Source organism: Pseudomonas sp. UTLPPB19802, assembly GCF_059730225.1.
Window position 1 is genome coordinate 473670 of record NZ_AP048545.1, and the last position, 14348, is coordinate 488017.

The 14348-nt window shown below is 61.7% G+C and carries 13 protein-coding genes; 3 read left to right on the plus strand and 10 right to left on the minus strand.

The genetic code is table 11. The features are described 5' to 3' along the window. Positions 1-3: 3 nt before the first annotated feature. Positions 4-912 carry an AraC family transcriptional regulator gene (locus AC6I6U_RS02160; RefSeq protein WP_497880441.1) on the minus strand — a complete coding sequence of 303 codons (909 nt, stop codon included), beginning with the start codon at positions 910-912 and terminating at the stop codon, positions 4-6. 114 nt (positions 913-1026) lie between these two features. Between AC6I6U_RS02160 and AC6I6U_RS02165 the strand changes: the two genes are divergently transcribed. Continuing rightward, a complete protein-coding gene (locus AC6I6U_RS02165; protein ID WP_100944057.1) occupies positions 1027-1368 on the plus strand; it encodes a carboxymuconolactone decarboxylase family protein in 342 nt (113 codons plus the stop codon). Positions 1369-1577: 209 nt separating this feature from the next. Here AC6I6U_RS02165 and AC6I6U_RS02170 read toward each other — a convergent pair whose 3' ends face one another. Continuing rightward, entirely contained in the window at positions 1578-2543 is a 966-nt protein-coding gene (locus tag AC6I6U_RS02170; protein ID WP_497880442.1) for a GlxA family transcriptional regulator, read from the minus strand. Between the two features lie 225 nt (positions 2544-2768). Between AC6I6U_RS02170 and AC6I6U_RS02175 the strand changes: the two genes are divergently transcribed. Further along, positions 2769-3410, plus strand: a complete 642-nt coding sequence (locus tag AC6I6U_RS02175) for an HD domain-containing protein (protein WP_497880443.1) — start codon at positions 2769-2771, stop codon at positions 3408-3410. A 132-nt stretch (positions 3411-3542) separates the two neighbouring features. Here the strand turns inward: AC6I6U_RS02175 and AC6I6U_RS02180 are convergent, their stop codons facing one another. The 8 genes from AC6I6U_RS02180 to AC6I6U_RS02215 form a co-directional block, all read right to left on the minus strand. Continuing rightward, entirely contained in the window at positions 3543-4436 is an 894-nt protein-coding gene (locus AC6I6U_RS02180) for an ABC transporter permease subunit (protein ID WP_497880444.1), read from the minus strand. Continuing rightward, entirely contained in the window at positions 4433-5353 is a 921-nt protein-coding gene (locus AC6I6U_RS02185; RefSeq protein WP_497880445.1) for an ABC transporter permease subunit, read from the minus strand. Before AC6I6U_RS02185 ends, AC6I6U_RS02180 begins: the two co-directional genes overlap by 4 nt. Continuing rightward, positions 5350-6492 carry an ABC transporter ATP-binding protein gene (locus AC6I6U_RS02190; protein WP_186683849.1) on the minus strand — a complete coding sequence of 381 codons (1143 nt, stop codon included), beginning with the start codon at positions 6490-6492 and terminating at the stop codon, positions 5350-5352. The genes AC6I6U_RS02185 and AC6I6U_RS02190 overlap by 4 nt, the downstream gene beginning before the upstream one ends. 79 nt (positions 6493-6571) lie before the next feature. Next, positions 6572-7666, minus strand: a complete 1095-nt coding sequence (locus tag AC6I6U_RS02195; protein ID WP_497880446.1) for a polyamine ABC transporter substrate-binding protein — start codon at positions 7664-7666, stop codon at positions 6572-6574. A gap of 198 nt (positions 7667-7864) precedes the next feature. Next, positions 7865-8974 (minus strand): polyamine ABC transporter substrate-binding protein, encoded by a 1110-nt coding sequence (locus tag AC6I6U_RS02200; protein WP_497880447.1) that lies wholly within the window; start codon positions 8972-8974, stop codon positions 7865-7867. A gap of 173 nt (positions 8975-9147) precedes the next feature. After that, positions 9148-10512 (minus strand): aspartate aminotransferase family protein, encoded by a 1365-nt coding sequence (locus tag AC6I6U_RS02205; RefSeq protein ID WP_497880448.1) that lies wholly within the window; start codon positions 10510-10512, stop codon positions 9148-9150. A 56-nt stretch (positions 10513-10568) separates the two neighbouring features. Continuing rightward, positions 10569-11927, minus strand: a complete 1359-nt coding sequence (locus tag AC6I6U_RS02210; protein WP_497880449.1) for a glutamine synthetase family protein — start codon at positions 11925-11927, stop codon at positions 10569-10571. A gap of 41 nt (positions 11928-11968) precedes the next feature. Continuing rightward, positions 11969-12484: a gamma-glutamyl-gamma-aminobutyrate hydrolase family protein gene (locus AC6I6U_RS02215; protein ID WP_497880450.1), complete on the minus strand. Its 516-nt coding sequence runs from the start codon at positions 12482-12484 to the stop codon at positions 11969-11971. A gap of 278 nt (positions 12485-12762) precedes the next feature. Here AC6I6U_RS02215 and AC6I6U_RS02220 point away from each other — a divergent pair, with 278 nt between their 5' ends. Beyond that, complete coding sequence (locus AC6I6U_RS02220; RefSeq protein ID WP_497880451.1) at positions 12763-14139, plus strand: glutamine synthetase family protein; 1377 nt, start codon at positions 12763-12765, stop codon at positions 14137-14139. Positions 14140-14348: the final 209 nt, after the last annotated feature.

Here is a 14348-nt window from a genome sequence, read left to right on the forward strand (position 1 = left end):
CGCCTAAGCCCCGGCCTTGCGCACCTGCCCCGGCGCCAGCCCATAGAGTTCCTTGAACTTCTTGCTGAACGCCGCCTGCGACTGGTACCCCGCCTGCAGCGCGATATCGCTCAAGCCCAGGTGCGAATTGCTCAGCAAGCCATAGGCCAGTTCCATCCGCACCCGAGTGAGCAGCACCCACGGCGACGCCCCCGCGACCTTGACGAACGCGCGCATGAAGGTCGCCCGCGACATGTTCGCCAGCGCCGCCAGGCTGTCGATGCTCCATTCGTGGGCCGGGTCATCCAGCATGCCCTGCCAGGCCCGGCTCAGGCGTTTGTCGGCCAGTAGGGCCAGGGTGCCGCTGGCCTGTAGATGCTGTTGCAGATAAACCCGCAGAATCAACGTGAACAGCGCCGACGACAGCGCATCCACCAGGAATCGCGCACCGGCCTGGTCGCCATCGGCCTCCACCCGCAACAACCCCACCAGCGCCGCCAACTGGCCGCTGGCCGGCAGGTCGCGACTGGACACCACCAGGTAAGGTGGCAGAGCGGCGAACAGCATGGACTCACGCTGGTAATGAAAGCGCCCACAGAGCAGATCGAGCGCGGGTCCCGCGCGGCCAATCCGGTGCAGCGGCAGCAAGCCACCCTGGTCGACCTGCGTGGCCATTGGTGCCACCCGCCGCCCCTCGCTGCGCAACAGGTGTGTGCCGCCGCCGGGCAACACCAGGATGTCCCCCGCCCCCAGGCGTACCGCCGGCCCGCTGGGCAGTTCGACCTGGCACTCCCCCGTCAGCACGATGTGATAGGGCGCGATACCGGCGTTCTCCTGCTCGTGATCCAGCGCCCAATCGCCCTGCAACTGGCAACGCAAGTCCAGGCTGCCGCGCACGCCGGCCAGCCCGATGAGCCTATCGATCGAGTTCATTTGCGCCTATCGGACAAAGGGTTGAGTGGATCGAACAAAAGTGACTGAACCGAATGAATGAAACTGGATTCGTTGCTTACGCAGTCTACCGTCAGCCTTTCAGGAGTTACCACGATGTTTCTCAATTGGTCCGAACTGTTGCCCACCATCAAGAACGCCTTTGGCGCATTGGGCAAGTCCAACCCCAAGATGGTCCAGGCCTATATGAAGCTGGGTGAAGCCGCTGCCGAAAACAATGTGCTGGATGCCAAGACCCGCGAGCTGATTTCCATCGCCGTGGCGATCTCCACCCGCTGTGACGGTTGCATCGGCGCCCACACCGACGCGGCGATCAAGGCCGGCGCGACCCGCGAGGAAGTCGCCGCGGCGCTGGCCACGGCGATTTCGCTGAATGCCGGGGCGGCGTACATCTACTCGCTGCATGCGCTGGAGGCGTATGACAGCCTGAAGTCGTAAGTTATTCCCGCCGCCGTTCCAGCAGAGCCCGGACGCCTGGTTGTCACGGGCTCTATCGGGCACTTCATGAGTTGCGTCGACTTCAAGGGCCTCTTCGCGGGCAAGCCCGGCTCCTACAAAGCCTGTGTCGTGCACAAATGTTGTGATCGCCAAATAACTGTAGGAGCGGGGCTTGCCCGCGAAGGGGCCAGACAGCCAACCACAAGACCTCAAGCCAACCCGGCAAAATTCTGCCGAAACTGCTGCGCGCTCACCCCCAACCGCCGCTGGAACACACTGCGCATGTGGTGCGCATCGCGAAACCCGCACTCATAGGCGATGGTCTTCAACGGCGCCCCACTGCTTTCCAGCAGCACCCGCGCCGCATCAACCCGCGCGCTTTCGACGAACTCCGCCGGGGTCACGCCGCTTTCGCGGACGAAGACTCGAGAGAAATTGCGCGCGCTCATGTTCGCCGCCTTCGCCAGCTCAGCAATGCTCAGGTCCGCCGTCAGATGCGCCAGTACATACGCCTGCACCTGGGCCACGGCCGAACCCGGCTCGGCATGGGGTGTCAGGTAGGGACTGAATTGCGACTGGCCCCCCGAACGCTGGGTGAACACCAGCAGTCGCCGGGCCACGCTCAAGGCGACTGCGCTGCCATGATTCCGGGACAGCAGGTACAGCGACAGGTCGATTCCCGCCGTCACCCCCGCCGAGGTGAACAGCTCGCCATCCTGCACATACAGACGATCGGCCTCGACCCGTGCCGTCGAGCACAACTCGGCCAGCGCCTGCGCGTCGTTCCAGTGGGTGGTCACCGTCCGCCCCTCCAGCAGCCCGGCCCGCCCCAGCATGAACGCGCCGTTGCAGATCGAGCCAAACAACCCGGCACGGCCAGCCGCGGCCCGCAGCCAGGCATGGAACTCCACCCCGAAGTCCTGCCCCGGCAAGTTCGGCCCACCGGCGCACAACAGCAGGTCGTAGCGTTCCAGCGCTTCGCTGAAATGCCGGTGTGCCTGGATCGCCAGGCCATTGGAACAAGGCACCCAGCCGCGCTCGACGCCAATCACCTCCAGGCGGTACCCCGCCTCGGGCCCCAGGAAGCGATTGGCCTCGGCAAATACATCCATCGGCCCGGTGACATCCAGGGACTGGACACCGGAAAACACGACGACGGCGACGGTACGGGTCATGGAACAAGCCTCTTTCGGATCAACGTCTGGTTCCGTACGGAAAACCGCCGAACCGGGCCTACGGTACCCAAAGGCCTGCGGGGATACGAGACGCATGCGGCGGCTGGCGTGAAACCCGCCGCGAATGGCTGGAATCGTCACCCTGTATCAATAGCAGCCAAACCCACCCGGCGCCAGACTGATTCCATCGGCGCCACCCCGGCGCTCGCCAGAGGAGTCACCACCATGAGCAACACCATCGCCGGCATCCGGATCCCCGACAGCGCGCTGGCCAGGGCGGCCACCGAGTACATTCGCGATGTGGAGAGCGACCTGCTCTACCACCACTCGCGCCGGGTATTCCTGTTCGGCGCCCTGAGCGGCGAGCGCAAGCAACTGGCCTACAACCCGGAACTGCTCTACATCGGCGCGATGTTCCACGACCTCGGCCTGGTGGAAGGCCAGCGCAGTGACCACGACCGTTTCGAAGTCGACGGCGCCAACGCCGCCAAGGCCTTCATGCAGCCCTATGGGCTGTCGGACGACGATATCGAGCAGGTCTGGCTGTCGATCGCCCTGCACACCACGCCGGGTATACCGCAATACCTGCGTCCGACCGTGGCCCTGGTGACCGCGGGAGTGGAGATGGATGTGCTGGGGATGGACTACGCCGCGTTTCCCGCGGCACAGCGTGAAGCGGTGGTGCATGCGCACCCACGGGGGGAGCAGTTCAAGGAGTGCATCATCTGTGCGTTTGCCGACGGCTTGCGCCATCGTCCGCAGACCACCTTCGGCAACGTCAAGACCGACGTGTTGAGGGACAAGGATACGAGTTTCAAGCCGATGAATTTCGTCGAGGTGATCCGGCGTTCGCCGTGGGCCGAGTGAAATCCGGGAGGCCCCATTCGCGGCGGTTCGGCGCCCCGACAAGCCCGGCTCCTACAGAATAGTGTCGTCCACCATTTTTTGTACGGCACCAACCTTGTAGGAGCCGGGCTTGCCCGCGAAGCTTTTAGCGGATCATACGGTTTCCACCGCAGCCGATGGTCGCCGCACGTCCGGCTGTTTCCAGGAGTCCGCCGCGCTTTCCTCGATGGCCTGCTGGATCGCCTTGCGACGACGCTCTTCGGCCTGGCGACTGAAGTACCAGACCAGGAAGGTCACCAGCGATACCGCCAGCAGGATCAGGCTCGCCACCGCGTTGATCTCCGGCTTCACGCCCAGGCGCACCGCCGAGAACACTTCCATCGGCAGGGTGGTCGACCCCGGCCCGGAAACGAAGCTGGCCAGTACCAGGTCATCCAGCGACAGGGCGAACGACATCATGCCGCCCGCCGCCAGCGATGGCGCGATCATCGGGATGGTGATCAGGAAGAACACCTTCCACGGCCGCGCACCGAGGTCCATGGCTGCTTCTTCGATGGACAGGTCCAGCTCCCGCAGGCGCGCCGACACCACCACCGCCACGTAGGCCGAGCAGAAGGTCGTGTGGGCGATCCAGATGGTGGCGATGCCACGCTCCTGGGGCCAGCCGACCATCTGCGCCATGGCCACGAACAGCAGCAGCAGCGACAGGCCGGTGATCACTTCCGGCATCACCAGCGGTGCGGTGACCATGCCACCGAACAGGGTGCGGCCCTTGAAGTGGGTGATCCGGGTCAGCACGAACGCCGCCAGGGTACCCAGCGCCACGGCCGCGACGGCGGTGTAGCAGGCGATTTCCAGCGAGCGGGCGACCGAGCCCATCAGCTGGGTATTGTCGAGCAGGCCGACATACCACTTCACCGACCAGCCGCCCCACACCGTCACCAGCTTGGAGGCGTTGAACGAGTAGATCACCAGGATCAGCATCGGCAGGTAGATGAACAGCAGGCCTACCACCAGCATCAGACTCGAGAAACTGAAGCGCTTCATACCCTGCCCTCCATTTCCTTGGCCTGGCTGCGGTTGAACAGGATGATCGGTACGATCAGGATCGCCAGCATCACCACGGCGAGTGCGGACGCTACCGGCCAGTCACGGTTGTTGAAGAATTCCTGCCACAGCACCTTGCCGATCATCAGCGTTTCCGGACCGCCGAGCAGCTCGGGGATCACGAACTCGCCCACTACCGGGATGAACACCAGCATGCAGCCGGCGATGATGCCGTTCTTCGACAGCGGCACGGTGATCTTCCAGAAGCTGTTGAAGGTACTCGAACCCAGGTCCGACGCGGCTTCCAGCAGGCTGGCATCGTGTTTCACCAGGTTGGCGTAGAGCGGCAGGATCATGAACGGCAGGTACGAGTAGACCACACCGATGTACACCGCCAGGTTGGTGTTGAGGATCTGCAGCGGCTCGCTGATCAGGCCGGTCCACAACAGGAAGCTGTTGAGCAGCCCGTTGTTGCTGAGGATGCCCATCCAGGCATAGACGCGGATCAGGATCGCGGTCCAGGTCGGCATCATGATCAGCAGTACCAGCACGGTCTGCACTTCCTTGCGCGCCTTGGAGATGGCGTAGGCCATCGGATAGCCGATCAGCAGGCACAACAGCGTGCTGACGAAGGCCATCTTCAGGGAACCGAGGTACGCCGCCAGGTACAGCTCGTCGTCACCCAGCATCGAGTAGTTGCCGAGGTTCAGTACCAGTTGCAGCTTCTGCTCGACGAAGGTGTAGATCTCGGTGTACGGCGGAATCGCCACGTCCGCTTCAGCGAAGCTGATCTTCAGGACGATGAAGAACGGCAGCATGAAGAACAGGAACAGCCAGAGGAAAGGGATCCCGATGACCACATGGCGGCCAGAGGGGGTTATTCGTTGCAGCCGACGCTTGAGTTTTCGCATGTTCATGAGCGCAGTACCACGCCGCTGTCGTCTTCCCACCAGACGAACACTTCGTCACCCCAGGTCGGCCGTGCGCCCTGGCGTTCGGCGTTGGCGACGAAGGACTGCACCAGCTTGCCGCTCGGCAGCTCGACGTAGAATACCGAGTGGCCGCCCAGGTAGGCGATATCGTGGACCTTGCCGCGCGACCAGTTGTGCTCGCACTGCGGCTGGGTGGTGGTGACCAGCAGCTTCTCCGGACGGATCGCGTAGGTCACGCGCTTGTCCTGCACCGAGGTGCTCACGCCGTGGCCGACATAGATGCTGCGCTCCAGCTCCGGGCTGGCAATGCGCGCATAACCTTCGGCGTCATCGACCACTTCACCGTCGAACAGGTTGACGTTGCCGATGAACTCGCAGACCAGGCGGCTGGTCGGGGTCTCGTAGACGTCGATCGGGCTGCCGATCTGGGCGATCCAGCCGAGGTGCATGATGGCGATCCGCTCGGCCATGGTCATGGCCTCTTCCTGGTCGTGGGTCACCATGACGCAGGTCACGCCGACGCGCTCGATGATCTCGACAAGCTCAAGCTGCATCTGCGAGCGCAGCTTCTTGTCCAGAGCACCCATGGGCTCGTCGAGCAGCAACAGCTTCGGCCGCTTGGCCAGGGAACGGGCCAGGGCCACACGCTGGCGCTGGCCACCAGACAGTTGGTGCGGCTTGCGCTTGGCGTACTGGCTCATCTGCACCAGCTTGAGCATTTCGGCCACACGGGCATCGATCTCGGCTTTCGGGATCTTGTCCTGCTGCAGGCCGAAGGCGATGTTCTGCGCCACGGTCATGTGCGGGAACAGGGCATAGGACTGGAACATCATGTTGATCGGCCGCTCGTAGGGCGGCATGTCGGTGATGTCCACGCCATCGAGGTAGATCCGGCCTTCGGTGGGCCGCTCGAAACCGGCGAGCATGCGCAGCAAGGTGGACTTGCCCGAACCCGAGCCGCCAAGCAGGGCGAAGATCTCGCCCTTCTTGATTTCCAGGGACACATCGTCCACGGCGATCGTCTCGTCGAACTTCTTCGTGACCCGGTCGATCTTGACCAACACCTGCTTGGGTGATTGGTCGCCTTCGAGGGCTTTCTTATAGGCGCCGGAGGCAACAGCCATTTGCAAAACTCCCAACAAAATTTAACTGCAGGGCCAAGACGGCCCGGCATTGAATGGTTTGACCCGAGGGCCCTGCGGACTATTTGCCCGACTTGATCCGGGTCCAGCTACGGGTCATCACACGTTGGATTTTCGGGGGTAGTTCCGAGTTGACGTACAGCTTGTCCACTACAGCTTGCGGTGGGTAAACCGCTTCGTCGGTGCGCACGGCCTGATCCATCAGTTCGCCAGCCTTTGGGTTCGGGTTGGCATAGCCGACATAATCGCTGACCTGGGCGATCGCTTCAGGTTGCAGCAGATAATTGATGAAAGCGTGGGCCTCCTTGACGTTGCTGGCGTCCTTGGGGATCGCCAGCATGTCGAACCAGAGGTTGCCGCCTTCCTTGGGAATCACGTAGGCGATATCCACGCCCTTCTTCGCCTCTTCGGCACGTTTTTTCGCCTGGAACACGTCGCCGGAGAACCCGGCCGCCACGCAGATCTCGCCGTTGGCGAGGTCGGAGATGTACTTGGACGAGTTGAAGTAGGTCACGTACGGACGGACCTTGAGCAGTTTTTCCTCGGCCGCCTTGTAGTCCTTCTCGTTGGTGCTGTTGGGGCTCAGGCCCATGTAGTTCAGCACCGCCGGGAGCATTTCATCGGCCGAGTCGAGGAACGCCACCCCGCAGCTGGAGAGCTTCTTGATGTTTTCCGGCTCGAACAGCATCGCCCAGGAGTCGATCTTGTCGACGCCCAGCGCGGCCTTGACCTTCTCGACGTTGTAGCCGATGCCGTTGGTACCCCACAGGTACGGCACGGCGTACTGATTGCCCGGATCGTTCTTCTCCAGGCGCTTCATCAGCGCCGGGTCGAGGTTGGCGTAATCGGGCAGCAGCGACTTGTCGAGCTTCTGGAAGGCGCCGGCCTTGATCTGCTTGCCGAGGAAGTGGTTGGACGGTACCACCACGTCATACCCGGTATGTCCGGCCAGCAACTTGCCTTCCAGGGTTTCATTGGAATCGAAGACGTCATACACCGGCTTGATACCGGTGGCCTTCTCAAAATCGGCCAGGGTTTTCTCGCCGATATAATCGGACCAGTTATAAATATGCACGGTCGGTGCAGCGTATGTACTGACAGTCAGCGTCAGGCCTGCGCCAACCAGCAAAGTCTTGCAAAACAAAGAAATAGACACTCGGAGGTCCTCTCAATAGTTGGGCCTGAGTTGCCCGGGCCATATGGCGTCTGAACCGCCCGACGGCAAAACCGGCGCGCAACTTACCCTCGATAAGCCGATCCAGCAAAAGTTTTCTTTGATTGATATTTATCCTGCTGGAACCGAGCCCCGGATGAGCCTGGTTCCAGCAGGTGGAGCGGTGTTACACCAGGCGGGTTACTTGCCCGACTTGATCTTGGTCCAGCTGCGGGTCAGCTCACGCTGGGTAGCGGCCGGCAGGTCGGCGATGGCGTAGAGCTTGGCCTGCACGTCAGCTGGCGGGTAGATGCCCGGATCGCTGGTGATGCTCTTGTCGACCAGTGGCGTAGCCTTCTCGTTCCCGTTCGGGAAACGCACGCTGTCGGTGATCGCCGCCATGACTTCCGGCTTGAGCAGGTAGTTCATGAACTTGTAGGCACCGTCGACGTTCTCGGCGTCTTTCGGAATGGCGACCATGTCGTAGAAGCTGCCAGCACCTTCCTTCGGAATGGCGTAGCTGACTTTCACCTTGTCACCGGCTTCGGCAGCGCGGGACTTGGCCTGCTGGATATCACCCGAGTAGCCGACGGCCACGCAGATGTTGCCGTTGGCCAGGTCCGAGATGTACTTGGACGAGTGGAAGTAGGTGATCGAAGGACGGATCTTCAGGAACAGTTCCTCGGCCTTCTTGATGTCATCCTTCTTCTGGCTGTCGGTTGGCAGGCCCAGGTAGTGCAGCGCCACCGGGATCATCTCGGTCGGCGAGTCGAGGAAGCTCACGCCGCAGCTCTTGAGCTTGGCGATGTTCTCCGGCTTGAGCAGGGTGTCCCACGAATCGATCTTGTCCACGCCTAGCGCGGCCTTGACCTTCTCCGGGTTGTAGCCGATGCCGATCGAGCCCCACATGTACGGGAAGGCGTGCTGGTTGCCCGGGTCGCTGACCGAAACCGCCTTGAGCAGCGATTTGTTCAGGTTGTCATAGTTGGACAGCTTGGACTTGTCCAGCTCCTGGTAGACGCCAGCCTTGATCTGCTTGGCCAGGAAGTTGTTGGACGGCACCACGATGTCGTAGCCGGACTTGCCGGCCAGCAGCTTGGCTTCCAGGGTTTCGTTGCTGTCGAACACGTCGTAGACGACCTTGATCCCGGACTCTTTCTCAAAGTTCGCGATGGTGTCCGGTGCGATGTAGTCGGACCAGTTGTAAACGTGCAGCACTTTGTCGTCCGCGTGAGCGGCACCGGCCATCGCTCCGGCCATGGACAGGGCCAGGAGAGTCTTGCCAGCGTTCTTCAAACCTAATGCCTTCATGCGTCATGCTCCAATTTTTCTTTTTAACCAGCTGTTCGGCGGCCGATTCCCGGGCGACTCGGAACAGTGGGGTAGTCTGGCAAGATCCAAGGCCGGCTTTCAAGAAAAGACAGGCCTTTCTGATCACTCCGGGCGAAAGCGCCGACAACTCGCTTGCGCTCAGAGCCTAGCACCTAGCCCTGCAACGCACTCAGGGTCAGGTCCAGGCATTGACGCGCCTTGGCCACCAGCTCGTCGATCTCGTCCTTGCTGATCACCAGTGGCGGGGCAATGATCATGGTGTCGCCGACAGCACGCATGATCAGGCCGTTGTCGAAGCAGAACTGCCGGCAGATCATGCCGACGCCCTTGCCTTCATACCGCGAACGGGTGGTCTTGTCCTTGACCAGTTCGATGGCCCCCAGCAGACCCACACCGCGAACCTCACCCACCAATGGGTGATCGTTCAGTTCCCGCAGACGCTTTTGCAAATAGGGTGCCGTTTCGGCATGGGCCCGCTCGATAATTTTTTCATCGCGCAGGATGCGGATGTTTTCCAGCGCCACCGCCGCCGCCACCGGATGCCCGGAGTAGGTGAACCCGTGGTTGAAATCGCCACCTTCGTTGAGCACCGCGACCACATCGTCGCGCACGATCAGGCCACCCATGGGGATGTAGCCGGAGGTCAGGCCCTTGGCGATGGTCATCATGTGCGGCTTGAGGCCGTAGAAATCGCTACCGAACCACTCACCGGTACGGCCGAAACCGCAGATCACCTCGTCGGCGACGAACAGGATGTCGTACTTGGCGAGGATTTCCTTGACCCGCGGCCAGTAGCTGTCCGGCGGCACGATCACCCCGCCAGCGCCCTGGATCGGCTCGGCGATGAACGCGCCGACATTGTCCACGCCCACTTCGAGAATCTTCTCTTCCAGTTGGTTGGCCGCCCAGATGCCGAACTCTTCCGGGCTCATGTCGCCGCCTTCACCGAACCAGTACGGCTGCGGGATGTGGACGATGCCCGGGATCGGCAGGTCGCCCTGCTCGTGCATGTAGGTCATGCCGCCCAGGCTGGCGCCGGCCACGGTCGAACCGTGATAGCCGTTCTTGCGGCTGATGATGGTCTTCTTCTGCGGCTGGCCCTTGATCGCCCAGTAGTGGCGAACCATGCGCAGCATGGTGTCGTTGCCTTCGGAGCCGGAACCGGTGAAGAACACGTGGTTCATGCCCTCGGGCGCGATCTCGGAGATCACCTTGGCCAGTTCCAGCGCCGGCGGGTGGGCGGTCTGGAAGAACAGGTTGTAATAAGGCAGTTCGCGCATCTGCTTGCTGGCGGCGTCGGCCAGCTCGTCGCGCCCGTACCCGACCGCCACGCACCACAGGCCGGCCATGCCGTCGAGGATCTTGTTGCCCTCGCTGTCCCAGAGATAGACGCCCTTGGCGTTGGTGATGATGCGCGGGCCTTTTTCCTTCAGTTGCTTGAAGTCGCTGAAGGGGGCCAGGTGATGATCACTGCTGAGGGCTTGCCACTCACGGGTTTGCGGGTTGTTGCTGGTCATACGGATCTCCTAGATTCCAGTGAAGGCGCGGCCAGGAACCCGCCGCGCCCGCTGCATCAGACGGCGAAGAGCAGGAATTCCCGCTCCCACGAACTGATGACACGCTTGAAGTTTTCATGCTCGGCCCGCTTTACCGCGACGTAGCCAGTGATGAATTTCTTGCCCAGGTACTTTTCGATGGTCTTGCTGTTTTCCATGCGCTCCAGGGCGTCCTCGATGGTCAGTGGCAGGCGCAGGTTGCGTCGCTCGTAGCCACGACCGACCACCGGCGCGCTCGGCGTGATGCCTTCGACCATGCCGATGAAGCCGCACAGCAGGCTCGCGGCGATCGCCAGGTAGGGGTTGGCGTCGGCGCCCGGCAGGCGGTTTTCCACCCGACGGTTCTGCGGGCCGGCATCCGGCACACGCAGTCCGACGGTGCGGTTCTCTTCGCCCCACTCGACGTTCACCGGGGCCGAGGTGTCCGGCAGGAAGCGGCGGAACGAGTTGACGTTCGGCGCAAACAGCGGCAACAGCTCGGGAATCAGCCTCTGCAGGCCGCCGATGTGGTTGAGGAACAGCTCGCTCTTGGTCCCGTCTTCATTGGAGAAGATGTTCTTGCCGGTCTGGATGTCGATGATGCTCTGGTGCAGGTGCATGGCGCTGCCCGGCTCGCCGGTCATCGGCTTGGCCATGAAGGTCGCCGCCACATCGTGCTTGAGCGCCGCCTCGCGCATGGTGCGCTTGAACACCAGGATCTGGTCGGCCAGGGACAGGGCATCGCCGTGACGGAAGTTGATTTCCATCTGCGCCGTGCCGTCCTCGTGGATCAGCGTGTCGAGGTCCAGTTCCTGCAGTTCGCACCAGTCGTAGACATCCTCGAACAGCGGGTCGAATTCGTTCGCCGCCTCGATGGAGAACGACTGGCGACCGATTTCCGGGCGACCGGAGCGGCCCACCGGCGGCTGCAGCGGATAGTCCGGGTCGTCGCTGCGCTTGGTCAGGTAGAACTCCATTTCCGGTGCGACGATCGGCTGCCAACCACGGTCGGCATAGAGTTTCAGGACCTTCTTGAGCACGTTGCGCGGCGACAGCTCGATCGGGTTGCCCTGCTTGTCGTAGGTGTCGTGGATCACCTGGGCGGTCGGTTCGATGGCCCAGGGCACCAGGTACACCGCGTTACCGTCAGGGCGGCAGATCATGTCGATGTCCGCCGGGTCGAGCAGTTCGTAATAGATGTCGTCTTCGACGTAGTCGCCGGTCACGGTCTGCAACAGGACGCTCTCGGGCAGGCGCATGCCCTTTTCGGCGATGAACTTGTTGGTTGGCGAGATCTTGCCTCGGGTGATGCCGGTCAGGTCGCCAATCATGCATTCGACTTCTGTGATCTTGTGGTCTTTCAACCAATCGGTGAGCTGGTCGAGGTTGTTACTCATAAATGCCTCTGGGCTGGGTTTCCTGAGCTACATAATAGGAGTCAGGTGTTACTAAGCGCATCACTATCACGTTGTTTTGCCCGTTTTCGGCAAACCTCGCCAAAAGCCTGGAAAATGCCGAGGTAGGCCGGGTTGGACCTGACCTGCCATTCCGGGTGCCATTGCCCCCTCGAAGCAAAAGCCTTGCCGCCCACCACAGAGACCGCCTCGACCAGTCCGGGAACCGGGTTGACTGTGAGTTCCGCCGTCACGGCGACACGGATCAGCGGCACGGTGGTGCGGTTGCGTGCAGAATCATGAGCGGTGCCCGGCTCGCTGGCCGGACCGCCGTACAAATGCGGTTCGACATGGGAGAGAGAGCCGGTAAAAAGAAGGCCGTCGACACTGTCCAGAATATCGGACGGTTCGAACAGTTCCGCCAGCGAGGGAATGATCAGCGGCAAGCCCTTGGCAGCACTTGCGACTGCACGGACATACTTGTCACCACTGATGTGATAACCATGCAAACCAACCTGTTTAGAGCAGGCGGTGACGCCGATCAACGGCAGGCGAGACATGAAACACCCCGGTATTATTGCTGTTATGGGTTTTAATCGAGCTTAGCCTTGTTCATTTTTTTACACAACACCCCCGTAAAAAATACAACACGGCCCGCTCAAGCCTGCGGTGCCCATGGGATTTATCAGGGAAAAAACGCCCCAAAATGCCCCAAAAAAGCCACTCGGGCGCTTTTTCAGGGCAGAAATTGCCTGGCTTGACTTCGGCATGCCGTTCGGGTTGACTGAAACCAGAAAAGATCAATGATTGATATTTTTAACAACAAAGGTGTTGCATCATGTCGGTACCCCCGCGTGCCGTTCAGCTTAACGAAGCGAACGTGTTCCTTAAGGAACATCCTGAGGTTCTGTACGTCGACCTTCTGATTGCGGATATGAATGGTGTGGTGCGAGGCAAGCGCATCGAACGCACCAGCCTCCACAAGGTTTACGAGAAAGGCATCAACCTGCCGGCCTCACTTTTTGCCCTCGACATCAACGGCTCCACAGTGGAAAGCACCGGTCTGGGCCTGGACATCGGCGATGCCGACCGGATCTGTTACCCGATCCCCGGCACCCTGAGCAACGAACCCTGGCAAAAGCGACCCACCGCGCAATTGCTGATGACCATGCACGAACTCGAAGGCGATCCTTTCTTCGCCGACCCTCGTGAAGTGCTCCGCCAAGTTGTAAGCAAGTTTGATGACCTCGGCCTGACCATCTGCGCCGCCTTCGAACTGGAGTTCTACCTGATCGACCAGGAGAACGTGAATGGCCGCCCGCAACCGCCCCGCTCCCCTATCTCCGGCAAACGCCCGCACTCGACACAGGTCTACCTGATCGACGACCTCGACGAATACGTCGACTGCCTCCAGGACATCCTAGAAGGTGCCAAGGAGCAAGGGATTCCGGCTGACGCCATCGTCAAGGAAAGCGCCCCGGCGCAGTTCGAAGTGAACCTGCACCACGTGGCCGACCCGATCAAGGCCTGCGACTACGCGGTCCTGCTCAAGCGCCTGATCAAGAACATCGCCTACGACCATGAAATGGACACCACCTTCATGGCCAAGCCCTATCCGGGCCAGGCGGGTAATGGACTGCACGTCCACATCTCGGTACTCGACAAAGACGGCAAGAACATTTTTGCCAGCGAGGATCCCGAGCAGAACGCCGCGCTGCGTCACGCGATCGGCGGTGTGCTCGAGACCCTGCCCGCGCAGATGGCCTTCCTCTGCCCGAACGTCAACTCCTACCGTCGCTTCGGCGCGCAGTTCTACGTGCCGAACTCGCCGAGCTGGGGCCTGGACAACCGCACCGTGGCCCTGCGCGTACCGACCGGTTCGGCCGACGCCGTGCGCCTGGAACACCGAGTTGCCGGCGCCGATGCCAACCCGTACCTGTTGATGGCCTCGGTACTGGCCGGCGTGCACCACGGCCTGACCAACAAGGTCGAGCCGCCCGCACCGACCGAAGGCAACAGCTACGAGCAGAACGAGCAGAGCCTGCCGAACAACCTGCGCGATGCCCTGCGCGAGCTGGACGACAGCGAAGTCATGGCCCGCTATATCGATCCGAAGTACATCGATATCTTCGTGGCCTGCAAGGAAAGCGAGCTGGAGGAGTTCGAACACTCCATCTCCGACCTCGAGTACAACTGGTACCTGCATACCGTGTAAGCGGTTGCGGTAATGCAAAGAAGAACGCCGCAGGCCCCAGGGCCTGCGGCGTTTTTTTGCCAGGAATATCGAGACGCCGCTCCGCCTTGTGGCGAGCGGGCTTGCCCGCGCCCGGCTGCAAGGCAGCCGTAAAACCAGCCGGCTCGGTGCATCAGCCAAACCGGGGAGACAGGTTTTGGGGGCCGCTTCGCGCCCCAACGCGGGCAAGC